At 48.1% G+C, this 23,059-nt stretch carries 22 protein-coding genes, 1 other RNA gene and 1 pseudogene; 8 read left to right on the top strand and 16 right to left on the bottom strand.

Annotated elements, in window-relative coordinates:
- Positions 1-51: 51 nt before the first annotated feature.
- Together DUT67_RS18240 and DUT67_RS18235 are read right to left on the bottom strand one after the other, a co-directional pair.
- Positions 52-1,488, bottom strand: coding sequence for a glycoside-pentoside-hexuronide (GPH):cation symporter (locus tag DUT67_RS18240; RefSeq protein ID WP_113633001.1), 1,437 nt, complete (start codon positions 1,486-1,488; stop codon positions 52-54).
- Between the two features lie 356 nt (positions 1,489-1,844).
- Positions 1,845-2,771, bottom strand: coding sequence for a LysR substrate-binding domain-containing protein (locus DUT67_RS18235; RefSeq protein WP_113633000.1), 927 nt, complete (start codon positions 2,769-2,771; stop codon positions 1,845-1,847).
- A gap of 106 nt (positions 2,772-2,877) precedes the next feature.
- Between DUT67_RS18235 and DUT67_RS18230 the strand changes: the two genes are divergently transcribed.
- Positions 2,878-3,360, top strand: coding sequence for a GNAT family N-acetyltransferase (locus DUT67_RS18230; RefSeq protein ID WP_113632999.1), 483 nt, complete (start codon positions 2,878-2,880; stop codon positions 3,358-3,360).
- A gap of 45 nt (positions 3,361-3,405) precedes the next feature.
- On the opposite strand, the gene DUT67_RS18225 is transcribed toward DUT67_RS18230, so the two are convergent.
- From DUT67_RS18225 to DUT67_RS18215, 3 genes are all read right to left on the bottom strand, one after another.
- Positions 3,406-4,032, bottom strand: a complete 627-nt coding sequence (locus DUT67_RS18225; protein WP_113632998.1) for a LysE family translocator — start codon at positions 4,030-4,032, stop codon at positions 3,406-3,408.
- Between the two features lie 197 nt (positions 4,033-4,229).
- A complete protein-coding gene (locus tag DUT67_RS18220; RefSeq protein ID WP_113632997.1) occupies positions 4,230-5,012 on the bottom strand; it encodes a transporter substrate-binding domain-containing protein in 783 nt (260 codons plus the stop codon).
- A 255-nt stretch (positions 5,013-5,267) separates the two neighbouring features.
- On the bottom strand, positions 5,268-5,846 hold the full coding sequence (locus tag DUT67_RS18215) for a hypothetical protein (protein ID WP_113632996.1): 579 nt from the start codon (positions 5,844-5,846) through the stop codon (positions 5,268-5,270).
- 363 nt (positions 5,847-6,209) lie between these two features.
- Here DUT67_RS18215 and DUT67_RS18210 point away from each other — a divergent pair, with 363 nt between their 5' ends.
- The 4 genes from DUT67_RS18210 to DUT67_RS18195 all read left to right on the top strand — a co-directional run bounded on the left by DUT67_RS18210 (position 6,210) and on the right by DUT67_RS18195 (position 8,693).
- The gene (locus tag DUT67_RS18210) at positions 6,210-6,455 is read left to right on the top strand and encodes a type II toxin-antitoxin system Phd/YefM family antitoxin (RefSeq protein WP_113632995.1); all 246 of its coding nucleotides are present in this window, start codon (positions 6,210-6,212) and stop codon (positions 6,453-6,455) included.
- Entirely contained in the window at positions 6,455-6,853 is a 399-nt protein-coding gene (locus DUT67_RS18205; protein ID WP_113632994.1) for a type II toxin-antitoxin system VapC family toxin, read from the top strand. The genes DUT67_RS18210 and DUT67_RS18205 overlap by 1 nt, the downstream gene beginning before the upstream one ends.
- A 771-nt stretch (positions 6,854-7,624) precedes the next feature.
- Positions 7,625-8,116 (top strand): YhfG family protein, encoded by a 492-nt coding sequence (locus DUT67_RS18200; RefSeq protein WP_113632993.1) that lies wholly within the window; start codon positions 7,625-7,627, stop codon positions 8,114-8,116.
- Positions 8,109-8,693 (top strand): putative adenosine monophosphate-protein transferase Fic, encoded by a 585-nt coding sequence (locus DUT67_RS18195; RefSeq protein WP_113632992.1) that lies wholly within the window; start codon positions 8,109-8,111, stop codon positions 8,691-8,693. Before DUT67_RS18200 ends, DUT67_RS18195 begins: the two co-directional genes overlap by 8 nt.
- Before the next feature lie 202 nt (positions 8,694-8,895).
- On the opposite strand, the gene DUT67_RS18190 is transcribed toward DUT67_RS18195, so the two are convergent.
- From DUT67_RS18190 to DUT67_RS18175, 4 genes are all read right to left on the bottom strand, one after another.
- The gene (locus DUT67_RS18190; protein WP_113632991.1) at positions 8,896-11,223 is read right to left on the bottom strand and encodes a phage/plasmid primase, P4 family; all 2,328 of its coding nucleotides are present in this window, start codon (positions 11,221-11,223) and stop codon (positions 8,896-8,898) included.
- 10 nt (positions 11,224-11,233) lie between these two features.
- Positions 11,234-11,575: a DUF5375 family protein gene (locus DUT67_RS18185; RefSeq protein ID WP_113625441.1), complete on the bottom strand. Its 342-nt coding sequence runs from the start codon at positions 11,573-11,575 to the stop codon at positions 11,234-11,236.
- A complete protein-coding gene (locus DUT67_RS18180) occupies positions 11,572-11,793 on the bottom strand; it encodes a hypothetical protein (protein ID WP_113632990.1) in 222 nt (73 codons plus the stop codon). The genes DUT67_RS18185 and DUT67_RS18180 overlap by 4 nt, the downstream gene beginning before the upstream one ends.
- A gap of 73 nt (positions 11,794-11,866) precedes the next feature.
- Positions 11,867-13,014 (bottom strand): IS3 family transposase gene (locus DUT67_RS18175; protein WP_113632989.1). Its coding sequence is split into 2 segments (ribosomal slippage): positions 11,867-12,756 and positions 12,756-13,014, totalling 1,149 coding nucleotides; the frame shifts between segments, so codons are not numbered across the junction.
- A 132-nt stretch (positions 13,015-13,146) separates the two neighbouring features.
- On the opposite strand from DUT67_RS18175, the pseudogene DUT67_RS18170 reads away from it, so the two are divergent.
- A pseudogene (locus DUT67_RS18170) lies at positions 13,147-13,385 on the top strand (ogr/Delta-like zinc finger family protein).
- A 70-nt stretch (positions 13,386-13,455) separates the two neighbouring features.
- Here DUT67_RS18170 and DUT67_RS18165 read toward each other — a convergent pair.
- From DUT67_RS18165 to smpB, 5 genes are all read right to left on the bottom strand, one after another.
- Complete coding sequence (locus DUT67_RS18165; RefSeq protein ID WP_113628163.1) at positions 13,456-14,784, bottom strand: IS4 family transposase; 1,329 nt, start codon at positions 14,782-14,784, stop codon at positions 13,456-13,458.
- Between the two features lie 750 nt (positions 14,785-15,534).
- The gene (locus DUT67_RS18160) at positions 15,535-17,487 is read right to left on the bottom strand and encodes an NACHT domain-containing NTPase (protein ID WP_113632903.1); all 1,953 of its coding nucleotides are present in this window, start codon (positions 17,485-17,487) and stop codon (positions 15,535-15,537) included.
- Positions 17,488-17,511: 24 nt separating this feature from the next.
- Positions 17,512-18,702, bottom strand: a complete 1,191-nt coding sequence (locus tag DUT67_RS18155) for an integrase domain-containing protein (protein WP_113632904.1) — start codon at positions 18,700-18,702, stop codon at positions 17,512-17,514.
- Positions 18,703-18,895: 193 nt separating this feature from the next.
- Positions 18,896-19,258, bottom strand: a transfer-messenger RNA (tmRNA) gene (gene ssrA, locus DUT67_RS18150).
- Between the two features lie 50 nt (positions 19,259-19,308).
- Complete coding sequence (gene smpB, locus DUT67_RS18145) at positions 19,309-19,791, bottom strand: SsrA-binding protein SmpB (protein ID WP_048258847.1); 483 nt, start codon at positions 19,789-19,791, stop codon at positions 19,309-19,311.
- Positions 19,792-19,946: 155 nt separating this feature from the next.
- On the opposite strand from smpB, the gene DUT67_RS18140 reads away from it, so the two are divergent.
- Entirely contained in the window at positions 19,947-20,393 is a 447-nt protein-coding gene (locus DUT67_RS18140) for a type II toxin-antitoxin system RatA family toxin (RefSeq protein ID WP_048258848.1), read from the top strand.
- The gene (locus DUT67_RS18135) at positions 20,374-20,664 is read left to right on the top strand and encodes an RnfH family protein (RefSeq protein WP_048258849.1); all 291 of its coding nucleotides are present in this window, start codon (positions 20,374-20,376) and stop codon (positions 20,662-20,664) included. Before DUT67_RS18140 ends, DUT67_RS18135 begins: the two co-directional genes overlap by 20 nt.
- A gap of 235 nt (positions 20,665-20,899) precedes the next feature.
- Here the strand turns inward: DUT67_RS18135 and bamE are convergent, their stop codons facing one another.
- Together bamE and recN are read right to left on the bottom strand one after the other, a co-directional pair.
- Positions 20,900-21,235, bottom strand: a complete 336-nt coding sequence (gene bamE, locus DUT67_RS18130; protein ID WP_048258850.1) for an outer membrane protein assembly factor BamE — start codon at positions 21,233-21,235, stop codon at positions 20,900-20,902.
- 152 nt (positions 21,236-21,387) lie between these two features.
- Positions 21,388-23,049 carry a DNA repair protein RecN gene (gene recN, locus DUT67_RS18125; RefSeq protein ID WP_048258851.1) on the bottom strand — a complete coding sequence of 554 codons (1,662 nt, stop codon included), beginning with the start codon at positions 23,047-23,049 and terminating at the stop codon, positions 21,388-21,390.
- Positions 23,050-23,059 lie beyond the last annotated feature (10 nt).

The raw sequence follows: 23,059 nt of genomic DNA, 5'->3' as shown, positions 1-23,059 counted from the left end.
ATCATCCTGATAGTTAAAGAGCGGGCAGCGTGCTACCCGCAGATATCGCGATTAGGCTGCGCCTTTTGGCGTTAGACCCTGATCGACAGGAAGTTCGCTTTCCGGCGCGCGGTCAGCCGTGCTGTGACGCTTCGCTAAATCGGCCTGAATGGTTTCCATCGTCTTATCGTCCAGTTTGTAAAAACGTACCAACCAATACAGCACCAGATAGGAAAGCGATGGCCCGATGCTCAGCAGGCCGATAATGCCAGCGGTAGCAAGTGGCGTTTGCGTAGGGGAACCCGCGACATAGCCGAACCAGCCGAGTGAAAAGCCAACGGTGGCTCCGGCAATTGCCATACCCAGCTTCAGCGCAAACAGATTGCCAGAGAAAGACAGGCCAGTAATGCGGCGGCCCGTTTTCCACTCGCCGTAATCGGCGGCGTTCGCCATCATGTTCCATTTGAAAGGTTGGTACATCTGGTGGAAAAAGCCGATCAAAAAGTAAAGTGGGAACACGACAGCCAGCCACTGTGGCGGCACCATGAACAGGATGACGCCGACAAACACCAGCAGCAGGTTGATGTTTTTGAATAGACTTATGCTGCTGAAGCGCTTGCCAAAGTAGCCTGCCATCATTGCGCCAATAATAGTGCCGACAACGCTGGTGGTAATAAACGCGGATTTCATTGCCGTTCCGGCGGCGCTACCCTGATCTGGCCCCACCATCAGGTAGGTTGCATAATAAAGCGTTGCCGCGCCGCGCATGACACCTGCCATGCTGGAAAAGAACGTAATGATGGCTACGATACGCCATTGATCGTTGCTCAGCAGGTTTCTGACATCGTCCCAAACATTCTGATTTTTATCTACGGCAGGGTTGATACGTTCGTTTGTAGTGAAAAAGCAGAAAAACAGCATCACGACAGCCAGGCTGCCCATGATCATCATCGTGCCTTGATAGCCTAATTGCTTGTTGGTGCCGCCAATCCAGTCAACCAGCCACAGCGTGCCGACCGACACCACAAGCCCAGCCATTGAGGAGATGGTAAAGCGGTAAGACTGTGCGGAAATTCTGTCCTTTTCATCACTGGTGATGACACCGCCGAGCGAGCAGTAAGGAATGTTGATAAAGGTGTAGAACAGCATCAGCAGCGTGTAGGTGATGTAGGCATAAACCAGTTTGCCGGTGCCGTTCAGCTCCGGTGTGGTGTAGGCCAACACAGCAATCACGGCGTAAGGGACGGCAAACCAGACTAGCCACGGGCGAAAATGTCCCCAGCGGGTTTTGGTGCGGTCTGCAATCAGGCCAATCAGCGGGTCAACGATGGCGTCCAGCACGCGGGTTACCAGAAACATCACTCCTACCGCAGCGGCGGAGATGCCATAGATATCCGTATAAAAGTAGGTAAGGAACATGGTTACGGAAGAATAGACGATGCCACAGGCGGCATCGCCCATGCCAAAGCCGATTTTCTCCGCAACGCTCAGCTTATTATTGTTGGTCATTGGAAACTCCAAAAAATGATCGAGGAACTTCTTGCCAGGCTCGCGGCTATTGTTATCCCCTTGGCTGGGATTAACTATTGCGGATTTTATTAAGAAGGTTACGTTTCTTGGTATGTGTTAGACAGGTCACAAAAAAATGACAGCAAAAGTAGCGTAAATAGACGGTGTGCGGAGCTATTTCCATTTAATATCAATAAATTAACGTGGTTTTTTTCTAATTTATCTGTATGACAAGTTATCTTGCGGATCTATTTATTGGGAAAATGGCCATCTGTAGATGGCTTTCGAAGCCCGATGGTGGGGAAATTGCGGAGCAGTGGCGTGGATTTGGTCATGTGGATCGGAAGCCCATCGCGCTACTGTATGGAGGGATTCGTCAGGCTGTGTAACAGATTTTTAATCCACTGACTGGCTTCCGAACGGCTATTGCGGCGATGGCTATAAATCTTCACGCGATAGGACGGCACAGTGAAAGGAAGGGCGTGAATGCGCAAAGGCAGAAATTGTGCAAAGATTGTCGCGACATTGCGCGGTAATGCCATGATCAGCGTCGAATCGGCAATGATAAACGGTGCGCTCATCATGGACGGCGTTTTCAGCGCGACATGACGCTTCTTATTGAGCTTATCCAGCGCGTAGTCAATCACCCCGCGTGATTCATTCCATGGCGTAACCACAAGGTGCCGTGCGGCAAGGTAATCATCCAGCGTAAGCGTTGACGGATAATTCGCGGCAGTGATGATGACATAGCTATCTTCAATCCAGTCTATTTCCTCAATCTCTCTGTTCTCGGCTTGCGTCATGTCGGTGAACCCTAAAGCAAAGTCGATTTTTCCCGCTAATAAATCCGTAATCGCGACCTTCTGCGGTGAATAGACCAGATTGAATTTGATATGGGGCGCCAGCTTTTCCATGTGCGCCATCAGGGTAGGAAATACCGAAAATGCGGTGTAATCGGTGATGGAGAAGGTAAAGCTTTCCGTACTGCGTGCAGGATTAAAACGTGGTCGCGGCGTCAGTCCTTGCGTTAGTAGCGCCAGACTTTCCGCTATCGGCCCAGCGATATCTTCCGCTAATACGGTTGGGTGCATGGTGTTGCCAACCCGAAAAAACAGCTCATCAGAAAACGTATTGCGCAGACGCGTCAGCGCATGGCTGACTGCCGATGCGCTCATCGCAAGCTCTTTTGCCGCGTCGGCGACAGATCGATGCTGATAAACGCTGTTAAACACCACGAGCAAATTTAAATCGATACGCCGTAAATCCAGATGCATGATGTTCATCAGTCGCTGTAGAAAATGCAGTTCATACAGTATTTTTAATCCGGTAGCATGGCAAGCCTTGGTTATGGTTGGTACTGGAAAGCTAGCACCGGAGAAGAGAGATTTTATGGACATAGTTATTCGCACCGCGAAAAAATCAGATGCGAGCGTGATTCTGGATTTAATTATTGAACTGGCCGTGTACGAGAAAGCGCGTCACGAAGTGCTAGCCTCGCTTGAGAATATTGAGCACTCGCTATTTGGCGAAGATGCGACGGCCGAAACGCTGATTTGTGAGATTGACGGCAAGCCTGTCGGTTATGCGATTTTCTTCATGAGCTACTCAACCTGGCTGGGGAAATACGGCATCTATCTGGAGGATCTCTACATTGCGCAGGCGTATCGTAATGCTGGAGCGGGAAAAGCGCTGCTGAAACAGGTTGCGCGTCTTGCACAGGAAAGACAGTGCGGACGGCTAGAATGGAGCGTGTTGGACTGGAACCAACCTGCGATCGATTTCTATAAAAGTATTGGTGCGAAGCCGCAGGATGAGTGGGTTCGCTATCGGATGGACGAGAAGGGCATTGCTGATTTCGTTACGGCATCGTAACGACGTTGCTCCTGCTGGCTTTGAGGCAGCAGGAGCCCTATTGCATCAGCGCGTTGACGCCGCCAACGTAGTGCCTGCCAGAATAAAGATCCCACCCGTTGAGCGGTTAAACAGCTTGATGCGACGTGGGTTGGAAAACAGGCCCGAGAGACGGCGGCCGGTGCAGGCATAGATAAACATGATGCTGAAATCGAAGAAAGCCCAGGTTACCGCCAGAATGATGAGCTGCAAGGCGTGCGGCGCGCTGGTATCGATAAAATTTGGGAACAATGCAGCGAAAAACAGCAGGTCTTTTGGATTGCTGATCCCGACCAGAAAGCCTTTACGGAAGAGGGGAAACCAGCCCGGTGCAGATGCTTCCTGCACGTCCTGCTCCGCTGTGGTCATATCCTTGGAACGCCATGACGCGATGCCTAACCAGATGAGATAAACCGCACCAATAATTTTTAAGGCGATAAATGCGGTGGTTGACGCGGCGAGGATGGCACCTAACCCCAATGCTGAACAGGACATCAATATCATTGCCGCGCTGACTCCGCCGAGTACGGTTGCTGTCGCGCGCGACGCGCCGTAGCGTAAACCATGCGACATGCTGATTAAGGCGGACGGGCCCGGAATGGCAATCAGGGCGATGATGATTCCTGTATAAGCCAGCCAGAGGTGAAGGCTCATGATTTCTCCTGCGTGTAGTTCACTGTGAAAGCGTCATTGAGAACGATGATATTGAGCGAAATATATTTACATGCATAACGCCATTTTCCAACGCGTGATAGTAACAGAAAAGGGGCTGATGGCGCTCTCCTTCTTATCAACATTCTCTTGCTGACGCGGGTGTAGCACTTGGAACGCGGCGGTAACCACGCCTGATATTATTCCTTCACGCTTAAATCGATATCGCCAAAATAGCGCTGCTGTATATTGGCATATATGCCTTTTTGGACGATATTTTTCAGCCCCTGATTGATGAGCTGCCTTGTTTTTATATCGTCTTTGCGTACACCGTATGCGGAACCAATACTGAATAAATCTGCGTCGGTGACTTCTGGGCCTTTTAGCTCAAAGCCCTTGCCCTGCGGAGTTTGTAAAAATCCAAATGTCAGAGCAACGGACGGGCATAGCGCAGCTTCAACTCTGCCTGAATATAAATCCTCATAAATGGCTTCCTGATCAGGATAGCTTTTAACGATTACTCCAGTGGGCAGCCAATATTTGTTGGCGTAGGCTTCCTGAATGGTGCCTTGCTGTACCGCGATATTTTTCCCGCGCAGCATATCGACATTGGGAAGAATATTTGCCTCTTTCCTTGCGACAAGTTTGGTGGGGACGTGGAAGACGTAGTTACTGAAATCTATCGATTCTCTTCTCTTTCGCGTCACTCCAAGCGGAGCAATAACGTCTATTTTTTTCGAGAGAAGAGCGGGAATCTGGGAATCGAATGTGTTGACGATATAGTCGCATTTTATATTTATTGATTGGCAGATGGCATCGGTCACCTCAATATCAAAGCCCGATGGATTGCCATTTTGACTCATGCTCTGAAAAGGAGGGTATGTTAAATCGACGCCAATACGCAGTATGTCCGATTTTGCACATGCAAAGGGTGAAATAGAAAAAATGATAACGATCTTCAGGAGAGATAATTTTCTGAACATAGCAGTAACACCTCTTTTTAGTCGTATGAAATGAATAATAATGTTCCGACAGTCGTATTATCACCAGTGATAGGTCGTGAATGGTAATGCGGTGTCATCCAGCCCACACTTGAAAAATTGACGTTAATTTACACTTTAAATTATAATCAATTGTTATTGTTTTCTTTCGGGATGTAAGATTGAGAAAACAATGATGTCAGACGTGTAAGCAGGAAATAATTTCCTCTCGATAATTTCACTGTTGGCCGGAGAGTTTCACTTATAGGTAAAACGATAATCGACAATATAAGTGCCGAGTTTATTAACCCGTGCGGTGATCCATAATTCATCCATTCCTTGTCTTCTTTTTTTAAACAATGTCTCTCTATTGGTACACAGTTGTTTAAATTGACCGGTATGCACATCTTTAATCCATAAACCTGCTTCGCAACGACTACTTTTTCCTTTGGATGGCCCAGGGAAAACGATCTCATAGTCTGATGTGTAATTAATCACGTCATCGGGGAACAGATAAATGTATACGTCAAAAATATTTACGATCAAAAGAAATCCCAAAACAAAGCCACCCATGAACATTTCGAGCATGTGTTTTAGTTTTTTCTTTATTGATTGAGAGTAGAGCGCTCGCACAGCAAAGATCAGCCCCAGAACGATCCCAAAGGTAAGATAGAGGGCGAAGTCTGGAAGTGTCTTTATCAATATTGTGCTACGCGACAGGTTCGACGCCCAAAGCATGTACCAGAAAATCAGTAACATGATAGATAAGGCGAGAAGAGTAACGAGAAAATCCTTGGATAATAAATAGGTTATTGATTTTTTATAGAGACGCCGCATCTATCCATGACCTTGTATCAACAGCTTGTTTTGTCGATATGTTACATGACTTTACTACTTAGAGAACCAAGATGATTACTTGTTATTGCTTAGGGATTGTGCGCTGAGCTTACCAGCCAGATCGAACTAGATGTGTTTATCCTTCACGCATGAACATTCGATGTTGACGACATTAATATCTTACTAATAATCAATGTATTAATGGAAAATTAATCGGTGAGTTACCCATCACTTGAGTGCATTTTCTGGTTATAACATTTATCATAATGATTTGCGGGTACTTAGTCTGGTTAGATTGACTTGACCAATTTCCGGCGACGCATTATGATTAAAATATATACAGATAATGAATGAGAGGATGTGATGGAAAAGGTAAACATCTACGAGGCAAAAACGAATCTTTCCAGACTACTTAATGATGTGGTGAAAACAGGAGAGCCATTCCTAATTGCGCGCAATGGCAAGACGTTGGTAAAGGTTGTGGCTTACACGGAAGAGAAGCCACAGCGTAAGCTGGATTTTCTAAAGGGTAAAGGAACGGTTCCGGATAACTTTGACGAGCTTAATAGCACAGATATTCAGGATATGTTTGAAGGGAAATATGAATAATGTATTTACTCGATACCAATATTTTGATCTTTCTTGCCTATAGTTCAGAACACCTCACGGAAGAGGTGAAAAACATTATTCAAGATACCGATAATGAACTTTATTTCAGTTCTGCTAGTATTTGGGAAGTTGCGATCAAATTTTCTTTAAATAAACCTGATTTTAATATTAACCCAGATTCACTAAGGAAAGGGCTTTTTGATAATGGATTCAAGGAGCTTGTGGTTAAAGGGGAACACTCACTCAATGTGTTAAATTTACCAGAGTCGCTACATAAAGATCCTTTTGATAGAATGCTTATTGCACAAACAAATCATGAAGGTTTTACCTTTATTACATCAGATAATAAGATAATCGATTTATCCTCTAATTTTATATCAATTATACCGAATCGATAAGGTTTATTAGCTCAAATTTTATCTGGCGGTGTTCTTCTGCGATAGAACACGATTAAACCTGACAGTCGGCAATCATCTGCTAGCTGCACGTACTATGTGTTTAACATAGCAATATTCTATTGGCAGATTTAGGCTTGGCGGTTTTTATCTCTGTATCCGTGAGCGGTTTTGTCAGACGTGCCTTTAGGTACCTCTACGATTTAGGTACCTAAAGGCACCAGAAGTCACAAGACATTAGAAGATGTCCAAGGGCACAAAAAAGCCCGCAGGGCTTGCGCCGTGCGGGCTTTCCGTACTTCATCGGACTTATCGGGCTGGGGGAGGTTGAATAATTCACGTAACTCAATGATATTCATGTTTTAAGTTTGAGTTCAGACTTTATTCATAGGCCTAAGCGTGAGCCTACGAAAAATGACGATGAATATGTGAGATAAAAATGAGAACAATTTTTACTCAATTCTTCACGCTTTAATTTATAATTCATCTAGATCGACCCTAGCGCGTTTCCCCTTCATCTGTGATACGGAATTTAACGCCCAATCCAAAAAGCAGCAATAGGGGGTATAGACATGATGCCAAGATAAAAAGATTTTGTACAAAACTGTTCACTCTCTTCACCTTTCATTTTTTATCTTTATTTTTAGCGGGTTAAGTGGTTAACACTGAGTGAACAGGTGACGAGCCACTCATCACCCATGCAGGTAAGATACGCCTAGGTCGTAATTGTGATACTCTTTATCGCATATATATGCGGATTAAAGGTGAAAGCACATGCGCTATGAAATGGCGGTACTCGCGGCTCTGGTACAAGAGGATTCCCCTAATACGCACTCTATCGTGACCGCTACAGGTATCTCTGAAAGAAAAGTACAGGACGTGTTAAACACGCTCCAGTCAACGATGGATATCAGCATTACACGCGTAAAAAATGGCAAACGGCAAGCCTTGTCTATCTCGTCATGGGGCGTGTTTGGTGACGGAGAAAGGTTGATCGAGAAATTGAAAAATACCGATCTGTCGATATTTAAACAACACCGGAAAATCACGACAAAAGCACTGCCAGACAAAGCGCGATCCCCGCGTATGGTGACGCTGGAAGAAAAGCGTGATTACTACAATCAGGTGAAACTCAAAAACTATCGGGACAGTATGCGTCTTGAAGGATTCAGAGTTGAGGATACGCCACTTCCCGCAGACAAGCAGGAAAGGGAAGCGCTGAGAAAAAACCTGATTGCCATTTATAAGGCGAGTGGTTATGTCTGATAAATACGGCTCAGGGCAAGATCCTTATACCTACCCTGATAGCGATGTTCTGATAAATAAGCTCGGCATCAATGATGACAGCCAATTCGATGATGCGGAGCGTCAACTATCCGAACTGGCTGTTCTCGATATTGAATTTGAAGAACCGCCTTACGATCTGCATTATTGGTGTGGTCTGCACGGGAAAATATTCGGGGATTTATTCGATTGGGCAGGAGAAATACGGCGTATCGATATTTCTAAAGGTCAAACACGTTTTTGCACCGTATCCCGTATTGAAATTGAAGCCAATAAAATTTTTATGCAGTTATCCAATGATGATTTTTTACAAGGCCTTGAACGTCGAGCACTAATAACTCAGTTAGCTGAATATTATTCAGATTTGAATGTGATTCACCCGTTTCGGGAAGGCAATGGACGTTCTCAGCGTTTATTGTTCGAGCATATGATTATCAATTGTGGCTATGGTGTTTCTTTCGAAAATATCAGCGTTCAGGAATGGTTAGCGGCTAACGTGGCCGGATACCACGGCAATATTCGACCATTAGCCGATATTTTTGAGAAAAGTATTCTCTGACGTCCCAATAAAAAGATTTTTCACAAAACTGTTCACTCCCTTCACTACGGTTTTTTATTTTTACTAATCAATGAATCAATGAATCAATGAATCAATGAATTAATGGGTGATGAGTTTGTGAACAGGTGATGAGTAACTCGTCACCCGTTGAAGTGTCTGGACGTAAAAAAACCGGCCGGAGCCGGTTTGTCGTTTCTGGTGTCTACCTCGCTATCTCGCACTTGGGTAGCCAGTCGGCGTCGGATTCGTCTTTTAGTTCAAGGTTAGTCTGTATGCCCTGATTGGTTCTGCCTTTGAGGTACGTCTGCCCGTATTCCGACATCATGTTCGGCAGTACCTTACCAAAGGCCGTCAGGCTGATGGGCTTCTGGTGGCCGTGCGACTCCATAAAGGACAGATAGGCGTGGTACAGGTATTTACGCGGATTACGTGGCGTAATGTTGGCGTTACCCATATACAGCCCGGTAGTGTCGCCGTGCGCCAGCAGGTAACCGCAAAAATCAACCAGCGGGTCAGCCTGCCGTTTGATTTCCAGTGCCTCAGCGGAATGTTGCTGTGCCTGTAACAGCGTTCGGGCGTCGTTCGGGTCGGCAAAGCGCTTCATCAGGTGACGCACAATCACCGCCAGCTCTGCGCGGATTTTCTCTTTCAGCTTGGGGTCGCGTTCGCTGGCCGGGATGGTTTCGCCGAAGTGGATTATCACCCGGCGACGGGACACGCCGCCGCTGCGGTCGCTAAAGCGCATCGGCGAGTTATTCACGGCCAGAATCACCGCCGGAATACGGGTGGAATAGGCGTCACGGTATTTCGGGTCAACCATCACCGCATCGCCGCCGGTAATGGCCTTGATACCTGCGCCGTCACCGCTCCATTTTTCTTGGTCAGGCAGCACGATTAACGAGAAGCCAATAATCGACGAACGCTCACGGGACGATTCAATGGTGTTGATGGTGGCCGCTGTGGTGTTGTCCTCCCCGGCCAGCATGGTGGCGATTTCAGCCAGAATACTTTTCCCGCTACCGCCGGGGCCGGTGACCTCAAGGAACAACTGCCAGTCGTAGCAGTTCGCCAGCACCATAAATAGCGCGGCCAGAATACGCTCCTGCTTATCCGCGTGGTTCCCGGCGGCACGGGTCAGCCAGCGCCAGAAGTGCGGGGCATTATCAGCAAGGTTTTCCCCGGCCTTAAACGGCGTGTAATCCACATCATTGACGGTATTCAGCCAGTGCTCCCGGCGGTGCGGTTTAAATTCACCGCTGACGGTATCAAACACGCCGTTACGAAAACCGATTAACCAGCGCTGGGGCTTCTCCTGCATCGGCACAATCAGTTTCAGGGTGTCCAACACGCTGCCAATGCCGGACGCGGTAAAGGGGGCGTGTATCTTCTGAAACAGCGCCGCGATATCCCGGCTTAACAGGCGATAGGGCAACACTTTCCATGCGCCGTTCTGATACTGGAAGAACGTTTCCCCAAACGCATCAATTGCCAGCGTATCGCGGTAGTGGTCGCGTATCTTCTCCGCTTTCTCGCTGGCGCTCATGGCCTTGAACTCGGCCTCGCCCAGCGACGCAAACGGGCTGACCGGCTCTGGTTGAGTCAACGCATTCAGATGCTGCCGGGTGGCGTCGGCACCCTCGGCACGATACACATCATTCCAGTCACCAAACACCGGCGGCAGCGCGACACGACCATTCACAGCCGCGGCGGCTTGTTCGGCCTTGGTCTGGCCGGTGCCGTTCTCGTCCCGGTCAGCGGCTATCAGCAACGTGACCGCCGGGTGGCGGGTTTTCAGCTCACGGGCAAGGGACGGCAGGTTGTTCGCACTGAGCGCAACATACACCGCATCACCGGTTAACTGATGCAGCGTTAAGCCGGTGGCGTAGCCCTCAGCCAGCCAGATAACGCTGGCCTGTTTGCCACTGAAACAGTGAAAGGTGCCCTTGACCTGCCCGCCTTTCAGCGTGCGCTTGTCACCCTGTGCATTGATAAGCTGGAGATTCACTACTTCACCGTCCGGTGTGGTCAGTGGCACCAGTACATCACCGGGCTGATAGGTGATACCACCCACGCGCAGCGGCTTACCCTGTAGGGTGGGTAAAGCGATATCCGGCCAGCCTTTGGCGCAGAGATACGCGTTGCCGGGTTGTGTCACTGCCTCTTTCAGTTTCGCCTGTGCCTGAACCGCCGCCCGTTGCCGGGCGGCCTCGCTGTCTTCTTCATCGGGTGTTGATGCTGCCGGGCTGTCCGGCAGGTCGCCCAGCCATGCGCCCACTTTCAGGGCGGCTTCTGTCGGCGTCAGGTTCAGGGCTTTCTCCACCAGATTCAGGCCGTCCCCCGCGCCGCACTGGTTACAAATCCATGTGCCGCGCCCTTCCTTGTTATCGAAGCGGAAACGGTCTTTGCCCTCGCACATCGGACAGGCGGTATGCTGCCCGGTGGCATCAATGCGGATACCCACTGCCGGGAGCAGTTGCGGCCAGTGGCCGCTGGCGCGTTTCACAGTCTGTGTCACGGTAAGGTGTGCCATGCGTTGCCCCTTAATGCAGTGTGGTGGTTGGGGTCGCCACTGTCGCGCACTGGCACAGCTCCCCCATGATGATGTGCCCCAGCGCGGTTAACCGGGGTTTATCAGTCAGTAACGTAGGCTGCACCATATCGCCCAGCATGGCGCAGGCGATTTCCATCCCGGTGGCGGTGCCGTGCTCACGCACGTGTGCGCCCTCCAGCTCCAGCGCAATGGCGATTTCCAGTTCGGTTAAGTTGCAGTTCAGGGCAATGCCGGTTTCCCGGCAGTTATCCAGATAAGCCTGTGCCACAGCGCGGCGGTACACGGCAGTACGCACTTCCAGCGGAATACAGGACTGATTATTAATGTTCATTGTGCTGTCTCCCGTGCGGTGAAAAGGTGGGCTTCACAGTGGGTCATGACGTGGCCTATCTGGTCAGTCAGCAGCGCCACCAGTGCGGCCATATCATCGGCCGGTAACGTATTGGGTTTGGCGGCGGTCATGCCGCATTGCTGAGCGTCCAGCATATCGAGAAACATCACACCGACGCGGTGCGCATGAGACAGGCGCAGGTAGTCAGCGTGGGGAATGGGATAGGTATCATGGTTATTGAGACGGGCGGCTAAGCTATTCTGATCCTACCCACGTAATGTGGACACGGCACTAAGCGAGGTTCTGGTTTTCAAATTGTTCAGGACTAAGCCCGCCACAGGCACTGTGGCGACGCCAGCGATTGTAATCGCACTCGATATAATTAAATATCGTTGTTCTCATCATTTCCCGGCTGATAAAGCGTTCTCCGTGGATACATTCCACTTTCAACGAGTGGAAGAAGCTTTCCACACACGCATTATCATAGCAGCAGCCTCTGGTGCTCATGCTCCCGCGCAGATTATGCCGCTTCAACAGGGCCTGATAATCCGCTGAGCAGTACTGACCACCGCGGTCAGTATGAACAATGACATTTTCAGGACGCTTGCGCCGCCACAGCGCCATCTGTAACGCATCGCAGGCCAGCTGTGCCGTCATTCGCGCTGCCATTGACCAGCCGATTACCGCTCGCGACCACAGGTCAATGACAACCGCCAGGTAAAGCCAGCCTTCATCTGTACGTAAGTAGGTGATGTCACCCGCCCACTTCTGGTTCGGGCCGCTGGCGTAAAAGTCCTGCTTCAGCAGGTTCTCCGACACCGGTAGTCTATGCTCCCGGTAACTGACCGGGCTGAACTTGCGGGCTGCCTTTGCCCGAAGCCCCTGAAGACGCAGGCTGACAGCTATCGTTTTGATGTTGTAGGTCGGGAGTTCGTCCGCGAGTCGTGGCGCACCATACCGCTGTTTTGCATCAGTGAATGCCCTGAGAACAGCGGCATTATAGGTCAGACGGAACTGCTGTCGCCTGTTTATCTGATGACGCTGGGAGCACCAGGTATACCAGCCGCTGCGGGCAACCCGCAGCACCCGGCACATGGCTTTGATGCTGAACTCAGCCTGATGCTTTTCGATAAAGACATACTTCATTTCAGGCGCTTCGCGAAGTATGTCGCGGCCTTTTGGAGAATGGCCAGCTCCTCTGCCTGCTCCGCAAGCTGGCGTTTAAGCCGGGCATTTTCAGCAGCCAGTTCGCTTTTGCGTTCAGATGACGTCAGTTGTTGCTGTTGTTTGCTGCGCCAGGTATAGAGCTGAGACTCATATAGACTGAGTTCGCGAGCAGCAGCGACGCCAATGCTTTCAGCAAGTTTAAGGGCTTCTTGGCGGAATTCGGGTGTGTGCTGCTTACGCGGCTTTTTACTGGCTGTTACTGATTTTGTCATGTGAGCTACCTCTGGTTGAGAGTTTACTCACTTAGTCCCGTGTCCACTATTGGCGGGTAGGGTCATGCTGACCAGTCCAATCAAACGGATGCAAAAAGGTCAGGCTATACGCGAACAGCGGGAGAATGCTAAATGATGTCTTGCCCGTTCTGTGGTCATGCCGCCCATGCCGCCCGTTATCGGAGAACGTCAAGCAGCGTTATCACCAGTGCCGGAATATTGAATGCTCGGCAACCTTTCGGACACTGGAATCGATAGAGGAAATTATTCAGCCATCGAATAGACGCGATCTGCCGGTGCCGGATATTCCGTTATCACCTGCCATGCAGAAAAAATATAAGGATTACCCAGCCTCCGCCCTGCGGAACTAATTAGCCAGATTATAATTTCATTATTCCCAACATCAGGAAACGGCTCACCACTGTGTGTAATGCCAGTCAGTTAAGCAACTGACTGGTTGTTTTTACAAGCTTTTCCGTATTTTTGCGGCCTTTCTTTTACCACTCGGGGGAAGGCCCTTTCCCGCCGCATCGGTAATTTTACCAGTTGACCCAGACTCTCCAGATCGCGCATCAGCTCCGGGATCCGGCCAGGTGAAGCTCCCTGTAAACTCATCAACATTCTCATGACCAACCCGCATGACTCTGAGAAGCTCAGTTGATTTGCCCAATATCCTTTCAACTGACTTGCCATCTTTATCATCTGATACCTCACCAGATTGTAGGCCAGCAGCACGCCCCAGAGTTCCTGCTCCACAAGCGCCGGTTTTTTGCTCCTCAGTGTCAGTCTGCTCAGTAACATCGTCTGCTTTATTTCACGGTATCCCAACTCTATTTCCCACCGATGGCCGTAAAGCTCGACCATTTCTCTACCCGGATAGCGCATGGCGTCTGTCATTGACGTCAGCAGATAATACGTCTTTTCTTTCCGGGTAAACGTCAGCAGCCGCGCCGTTATTTCCCTTTCCAGACCCGACCACTTCTTTCGTGCCTGAGGGCTGGTTTTCAGCTTTACCAGATAATCCCCTTTACCCAGCTTTCTTACCTCCTCGTACTGCGCCCCCTTTTTCAGCGGTATCATCCAGTGTCGATGCCTCCCTGCCTGATTCCAGGCATTCAGCAGGCCCAATGAGTAATAACCTTTATCAAGTAATGTCAATGTGTTATCACCGGTCTGGCTTATCAGTTGTTCAGCCAGCGTACACTCGCTTTCTTTCATTGTGCCGAAGGCGGCTGCCGTTAACAGATGGCTGGTCAGCTCCATCTGACAGACCATCTTTACCTGAGGGTAGAGTCCGGGTTGACCGGCATAGGTCTGACGCGGGAAAGCCGCATCATTCTCCGGCGTATCGGGTGTTCGCCAGACAACCCCATCCACAGCCAGCAGGGTCAGACCGCACCAGTGAGGGTGAGTGGTGGCACCGTGCCACAACTGCGCGGTTTGTGTGAACACACGGCGAACAGCCTCGCTCCCCAGTCTCTGCCGGGCCTGGATAACTGCGCTGGTTGCCACGAAGGGGCGGTCACCCGGCAGCATAATATCAAGGCGGTTAACTATCTGATGAAGCGGCTCTTTGCGCTCCAGCGCCATACCCACAATGCACCAGACCATCATTTCCAGCGGGAGACGGCGTTTACGCAGAGTGACAGTCCCGGACTCTTGAAGACAACGGGAGATGAGCTCCGGGTCAAGAAAGTCACCCAAAGACGTCAGGGGATTACGGGTGGAGTCGTAGCAGGAGACAAGATCAAGAGCCTGAGCAATACGCATAAAAAAATCCGGAAACGAAAGACATTTCCGGATTTTTACACAATGACTGGATCGTTCAACCGATCCTTAACTGATCGGCATTACTCACCACTGTGTGGGCTTTTTTGCGAGTTTTTTTCTCTTGCTAGCGATTTTTTGATCGTGCATACATACGGTGCATGGATTTGCATGCAATACTTACCACCTAATCTGCCCTACAGCGCCAGTATTGGCGCGGCCTGAGCGCTTCCATGCAACTGCATGAAATGCGCTACATGAAGCGGGCAGGCGTGGCGGGGATAGCATTGCGTGCGGGGGGGAGTAAGAGCATGGCTGCGTGAAGGCAGCTATTGAGGATTGAGGATACTTGTTTTACTCGTTCGATTTTATTGCATCGAAATTATGAAGGGCTAGCTTGAATTAATTATTTTTTCAATGTTACAATTTTTCTATCTGTTTTTTTTGCAAGGTTTTATTCACCCTACCCTAATGTGCTTAAACTCTAAGATACTTGTAGTGTTACATTGTTATTATGGCTCGAATGAACCCTGGGGGCTTTAAGTTATACACTGAAGCATTGTTATGTATATAGTAGAAGTGATACAAAAGGATAAATAAGAGAGGGAAGTAATTGGATGTGTTTGTAATAGTGCCTTTTTCGAATGTTTGTGTGTATTTTTTTTAGGTGGTTATTTCTATAACATTTTTAATGAAAGTACTTGTCTTTTTAGGAAGGTACTTTCATTGTTATGAGGTAAGATATTGCTTTTGTTAAAACCCTTCTAATAACTGATTTATTCCATTGCTTTCGTCTTCATTGATTTTTTGTAACTCAGTTAATGCTCCTTCATATTTTAACTTTGGTGATTTATCAAATGATAAAATATAGTTTATTAAATTCATTTTGCACTCGCCTGAACATAGTATAATAGTTTCTTTAGAGATATCTATTTTTGTCTCAGGGTTCTCTTCGACAAGTTGCTTTAGTTTAATACTCTCTTCAGGTTCATCATAAGTGTGTACCTGAATCTTTTTAAAATACTCAGGGTTCCTTGATTTCAATATATTAAGAATATACTCGGTTATTGTGTTACTTCTTGCAATCACAATCCAAGTATTACTGATGTCAAGAAGGCTGGTACTTAAGTACCCGAATTCTGAATTCAATTCTTTGAATTCACGTAAATCTCCATTAATAAGATTGGTTAGTTTTTCGCTTTCTTTCTTTTTATCAAATATGTAAATTAGTTTTCTTCCTGAAAATAAAATCTCAACTTTATTATTTATATGTTTGCAATGTGTGCTTTTGGCGTGTATCTCATCATAAAGATTTATGTAGTCGATAAGTAGTATTTTTATCACACTTGCTCTAAATGTTGAAAAGTCAATGTCCGCACAAAGCTCGAAAAGATTCTTATAACGTATTGCACCAGAGTTTTTATATAACTTTATAAGTATTTCTTGCTGTCTTTCTTTGGTGTCTCGACATATAAACATTGCTGCGAAATACTCCATCAGAGATTTATGTGACCATCTAACGATGGCGCCTTCTTGTACAAAAAGAGGGACCGTTTCCACAAGATCTTTTACAAGTAAAGCAGCTGGCGTTTCTAGGCCAGGTATTTTTGAGATAATGCTATGAAGTATTATTTGCAAGTCATCTTTAGTAAATTCAATTTTACCCCCTTCTTTCAAACACCAAAAGGCAAGCCTTCTCAATATATGATGGAAGTCTGTAGAATCAAGACCAGAAAATTTTTCTCTCACATAACCGAGTTCTTTTGTTAGATCGTGAGATTCATATAGTGCATCAAACACTTGGCTATAAAATAATTCTTTTTTTCTTGGTATTATAGGTTTGAATTTATAAGCGCAGAAAAGTAATGATACATATAATGGGGTGGAAAGAAATTCATCTAGATTTCCTCCCTCTTCATGTGTGAGGCCATTGATTAATCTGGATGATATGTAACCATAATTATCATACTTTCTTAGTAGGCTATGTGCTTGATATCTATCTAAAGGATTTATTCTGAATCGAGTGAATCCATATAACTCTGACAAAAAACCATCATGTCTTGACGTTATTACTATTTTACTTTCTGAAAAAATTTCAGAGAATTTTTTTAATTGTGATACGACGTTTGATTTTATATTTTGAGGGATTTCATCAATGCCATCAAATAAATATATAAATGGTATTTCTTGGAGTACTTCATCTGAGATATTTTTACTTAAGCCAAGTTCATTCTTTATTTGTGTAGATATGCTGTGTTCTTCAATTTTTCTTAATTCAATATAAAAAGGAATGTAAATACCTTGGTCAATACAATCAAGAACAATCCTTTTTAATATTGTTGATTTCCCCATGCCCGCTGAGTCAGTAAGTAATATACGATTAAAATCCTTTATCGCGGCAATGTTTTTATTTATTAAACATTCATATGTCTCTTTCTCACTTTCGTGTATGATGCTCATAGGTTCGTATATGTTTAATAAATTAATAGGCGTATTTTTAAAAGCTAAGGTATTTACTAAAGTACAGTGGCCTTTTACTTTTGAAAGGAATCTTCCTAAGCTGTCATGTAGAAAACGCTCAGCTCTAGCATCGGCGATTTGTCCACCTAGTTTACTATAAATCACAGGGAGTATTTTGTTTTTTATAATGTCTTTAGCCCAAGGGAGCGATGCAGCAATCACCCCTTCAAGTGTAAATTCTTGCATTTTATTTCCTTTTTATTAGAATGACTATTTATTGGTAGCCTTTAATCCCCACCAAGTCATTAGTTCTACTCTTGCACTTAAATAAGTAGAACGATTATATGCCTTACGTACTTCATTTCTATCACTATGAGCCAACGTCGCCTCAATCACATCAGGATTAAAACCGGCTTCATTCATGGCGGTACTGGCTATCGAGCGTAAACCATGTGCGACCAGTTTGCCACCGTAGCCGATGCGTTTTAACGCGGCATTCGCGGTCTGGCTGTTCATGGGCTTTTTAGGATCGTTACGGCTGGGAAATACGTGTTCGCGGTTACCGCTGATAGGGCGCATGATGTCGAGCAGTTCCAGTGCTTGAGCTGAGAGCGGCACGATATGATCACGCTTGGCTTTCATTCGTTCAGCCGGAATGCCCCACGTTCTTTTTTCAATATCGATCTCTGCCCATGCTGTGGCTGAGGCTTCCGCTGGGCGAATCAGTGTCATTAGTTGCCATTCCAATAGGCAGCGGGTCGGGATGGACAAGTTAGACATGGCAATGGTGCGCATCAGCTTGGGAAGTTCTTCTGGCCGGATAGTCGGCATATGCTGCTTTTTAGGGCGTTCAAAGGCCATACCAATGCCAGAGGCGGGGTTAGCGTCAATCAGCCCCGTATTGACCGCGTAAACCATGATTTCGTTAATGCGCTGCACTAACCGCCTGACGGTTTCCAGTGCGCCACGGGCTTTAATCGGTTCTAGCGCCTGTATCAGCGTGCGGGCTTTGATTTCTTGTACCGGGATATTCTCAATCGCTGGGAGCACGTCTTTTTCCAGCGATCGCCAAATGTCTTTGGCGTGATCCGCACTGACTTTGGTCTGCTTCAATGTGAACCAATTACGTGCCACATTGATGAAGATGCTTTCTACCGCGATTTGCGCTTCTTCTACTTCCTTAGCCACTTTTTCCTGTGGGTCTATGCCTTTTGCAAGCAGGGCTAAATGTTCTGCCCGTAGCTGTCTTGCGTCAGCCAACGATAAGGCTGGATAGCTGCCAAAAGAGAGTGTCGTGCGTTTCTTGGTATCAGGGCGTAGATAGCGAAATCGCCATAATTTTTTCCCTGACGGTTTGATAAGTAGAAAGAGGCCATCGCCATCATGCAGGCTTAACTCTTTATCAGGCGTTCGTGCTTTGCTGACTTCGGTATGTGTCAAAGGGCGGGCAATTCTTGGCATAGCGGTGTCGTCCGTGTTTTAGGCCTACGTTTTTAGGCCTATATGATACCGTAGGCCTAAACGTAGGCCAATAATCTCTGGATTCAGGCGAATATCGTCGGACAATAGCGGACACAAAAAAGCCCACAGGGCTTGCGCCGTGCGGGCTTTCCGTACTTCATCGGACTTATCTGGTAATACCCGATGTCTAAATTGGTGGAGCTGGGGGGATTTGAACCCCCGTCCGGAACTACTCTACCGTCGGTACTACATGCTTAGTCAGTCTTTACATTCGCTTGCCAGCTGCGGACAGACACGCCACTAACAAACTAGCCTGATTAGATTTAGCCCTTCAACCCCAGGCAGGGCATCCACGCGATCTCTTTTGGGTTTGACCTCTCTTGATCCCCGTCCTAAGAGCGGAGGCTAGGGAGAGAGGGCTCTTAGCAGGTTATTAAGCTGCTAAAGCGTAGTTTTCGTCGTTTGCGACTATTTTTTTGCGGCTTTTTACGAGGCAAACCGCCCCTCGGCATGCACCTTGGGCTTTGCAAATCCCGTCGAATCCAGAATCAGCCCCCAAGAAACAGTCACCAGTATATCAGAACTTACCGTTGTTAAGCCAGTGGCTTAGCGATTGGCGTTCTTCATGATACGGGCTTTATCTAACTTCCATTCACGTTCTTTAATGTCATCACGCTTATCGTGATCTTTTTTGCCTTTCGCTACGCCGATTTTGATTTTGCTCCAGGCATTTTTCCAATACATGGACAGCGCGACGACCGTGTAGCCATCACGGCTGACGCGGCCAAACAGCGAATCCATTTCGCGTTTGTTGAGCAGAAGTTTGCGCGTGCGGATGGGATCGCAAACAACGTGCGATGAAGCCACATTCAGCGGCGTGATCGTTGCGCCAAACAGGTAAGCCTCACCGTTCATGAAGGTGACATAGCTGTCGCTGAGGTTTGCTTTGCCTGCGCGCAGTGATTTGACCTCCCACCCTTGCAGCACAAGGCCAGCCTCAAATTCTTCCTCAATGGAGTATTCGTGACGGGCGCGCTTGTTCTGCGCAATGGTGGCGGAACCGGGTTTGTATGCTTTTTTCTTTGTCATAGTACTGTCATTATACTGGATGTCATTGGGAATGAAATCCCCGCAGTGCGTCCGTGTCGTGGTTAATGATATCGTGCGATAAGCTTCGCAGAATTTTTGCCTACCGGGCTATCAATGCTATTATTTTGCGCGTTTTATGAATCTCGGAAAATAGTATGCCAAAGATAAGTCGTTCCGCACTGGTGCCGTTCAGTGCAGAGCAGATGTACAAGCTGGTGAATGATGTCGCTTCCTACCCTGCGTTTTTACCGGGCTGTACGGGAAGCCGCGTACTTTCTTCCTCAGAAGAGGGGATGACAGCCGCAGTAGACGTTTCCAAAGCCGGCATCAGCAAGACATTTACTACACGTAATACGCTGACGCACAACCAGAATATCAATATGCAACTGGTCGATGGCCCATTCCGTCAACTAACTGGCGACTGGCACTTTACACCGCTGAGCGCGGATGCCTGTAAAGTTGAGCTGCATCTGGAATTTGAATTCACCAATGCCTTGATTGAACTTGCTTTTGGCAAAGTATTCAAGGATTTGGCAGGAAATATGGTGCAAGCTTTCACGCAGCGAGCAAAAGAGGTTTACCGTGTCCGCAATGCAGGTTGATGTGGTCTACGCGTTGCCGGAACGCCAGTATCTACGCACGGTGAAGCTGGAAGAGGGTAGTACGGTTGAGCAGGCGATTGTGAAATCAGGTCTGCTGGAGCTGCGCCATGATATCGATTTGCAGGTGAATAAAGTCGGTATTTACAGCCGTGCGGCGAAATTGGCCGATGTGGTGCGGGATGGTGACCGCGTAGAGATCTATCGTCCGCTGATTGCCGATCCGAAAGAGCTACGCCGACAGCGTGCTGAGCGTTCTAAGAACAAACCCTGAGCAATACTGTTAAACGACAAATGTCGTTTTCCTGATACTCCTAAGCGAAATACCCTTATAAAAAAACACAGGCAAACCTGAAATGTTCAGATTTGCCTGCTGTTATATCTGTCATACATCAAACCGCGTACGTTGGCTTCCTTTAAGTACTCTGCCGCAGTGGGCTTCGCCTTAAAGCGACGCTTCTCGCCGATAGGATTATTCGCCCTGATTCAACTGAGCGGCATTGAAAGCATTAATCCAGCGCAGGCTTGTTGTTGATGTTGGTTAACACGCCACTGCCGCTGAAGGTTAGCGTCAGCGTCTGCTGTTTTACTGATTCATGGCCAGGCTGCTGGCGGAAGATGTAAAACCAGGTATCGCTGCCAAACGGATCCTGCATCATAGGCGTACCCAGCGTATAAGCGACCTGTTGTTTGGTCATGCCGGTGTGAATTTTTGAAACGTCAGCCGGTGCCAGATAGTTTCCCTGATTGATGTCCGGCCGATACACCACCTTTTCCAGCGTGGAACAACCGGCGGTCAGCATAACAACCACCGCGGCGACGACAGTCAGCGTTTTACAGCGCATAGTGATTACATTCCTTAAGGGCATAGGTTGCCGATGATAATAGACCTTGCAGGACTTGGAAACCTACAAGGCGATTGTATGACCCCAGGAAGGTAAAAAAGTTGAGCTTTTTTACCTGTGATGCACCTTTCTTGCCCTGTCGGCAGCGGATTTTAGGCTGCCAACAATTCTTTGGCGTTCGCCAGCGTGTTTTTGGTCACGGCGCTGCCGCCCAGGAGACGAGCCAATTCCTGTAACCGTGCGCGTTTATCCAACGGCTGCATCAACGTTTCTGTTTCTGCGCCGTCCGTTTGTTTGCTCACGAAGAAGTGTTGGTGACCGCAGCCTGCGACTTGCGGCAGGTGTGTCACGCACATGACCTGCGTGGATTCGCCAAGCTGACGCAGCATTCTGCCGACGATGGCGGCGGTTGGTCCGCTAATACCCACATCGACTTCATCGAAGATCATCGCTGGTGTATCCATTTTCTGCGCGGTAATGACTTGAATAATCAGCGCGATACGCGACAGCTCGCCACCCGATGCTACTTTCGCCAGCGTCTGATGTGGTTGACCAGGGTTGGTGGTTACGCGGAATTCGATATTGTCGGCACCGGTAGCGGTCAGGCTATCTGGCGTAAATTTCACATCAATGGTGAAGTGGCCGTGTGGCATGGCTAATTCACGCATATTGGTGGTGATGAGCTGTGCCAGTTCACTGGCATGGTGCTGACGGCGAACGTGTAATTGTTCTGCAAGGTGCAACGCCTGCTGGTGATATTCACCAACGGAGGCGCTAAGCACCTCATGGTCGCTTTCCTGTTGTTCCAGTTGTCGGTGTTCTTCCAGCAACTGCTGATGGAATGCTGGGATCGCTTCTGGCGCGATATGGTGTTTGCGTGCCAACGCCAATTGACGCGACAGGCGCTGTTCTAGCTCATACAGTCGAATCGGGTCGAGGTCCATTTGTTCACTGTAGTGCCGCAGCTCATCGCTGGCTTCGCTAAGCTGAATGCCTGCTTCTTCGAGCATGGACAGCACGCCGGACAGCTTGTCATCCATGCCAATCAGTTCGCCAAGCTGATTTTCTACGCGGTGCAGCATACTGAGTATGTTCTGCTCTTCGTCTTCGCTCAGCAACTGCATGGCCTGTTGGCTCATTGTCAGTAGTTGACCGCTATTCGCCAGACGCTTGTATTCAACGTCAATCTGTTCATATTCGCCAGGCTGTGGCGCGAATTCATTCAGCTCTTTTAATTGGTATTGCAGCAGTTCTCGGCGGGCTTCGCGTTCAATTGCTGCTTGTTGCAGCTGCGCCAGTGCGCGACAGCTTTGGTGCCACTGATGCCAAACCTGTTGCATCGCAACCAGCAATTTCGGTTCATCGGCATACGCATCCAGCAGGTGTTTTTGATGATCGGGGCGCAGCAGTAGCTGATGAGCATGCTGGCCATGTACCTGAATCAGGTGCTGACCGAGTTCACGCAGTTGAGACAGCGGCACAGCGGTGCCGTTAATAAAACCGCGTGAGCGACCATCGGCGCTAATTACACGGCGTAACAGGCACTCGTTGCTGTCATCCAACTGGTTTTCTTCCAGCCACTGACGTGCCATTGGGGTATCCGTCAGCGCGAAGCGGGCACAGATGTCGGCTCGGGCAGCTCCCGGCCTGACCATGCTGGCGTCAGAACGATTTCCCAGACATAAACCGAGGGCATCAATCGCGATCGATTTCCCCGCACCGGTTTCTCCGGTGATTACGCTCATTCCTGACTGAAAATCGATTTCTAATTCGCGCACGATGGCGAAGTTACTTATAGTGAGTTGCGCCAGCATGATAGTTTTC

Source organism: Pectobacterium peruviense (genome assembly GCF_003312355.2).
In the GTDB taxonomy this organism is placed as follows: Bacteria; Pseudomonadota; Gammaproteobacteria; order Enterobacterales; family Enterobacteriaceae; genus Pectobacterium; species Pectobacterium peruviense.
The sequence above is the reverse complement of the archived record's forward strand: the minus strand, read 5'-3'. Positions and strand labels throughout refer to the sequence as shown.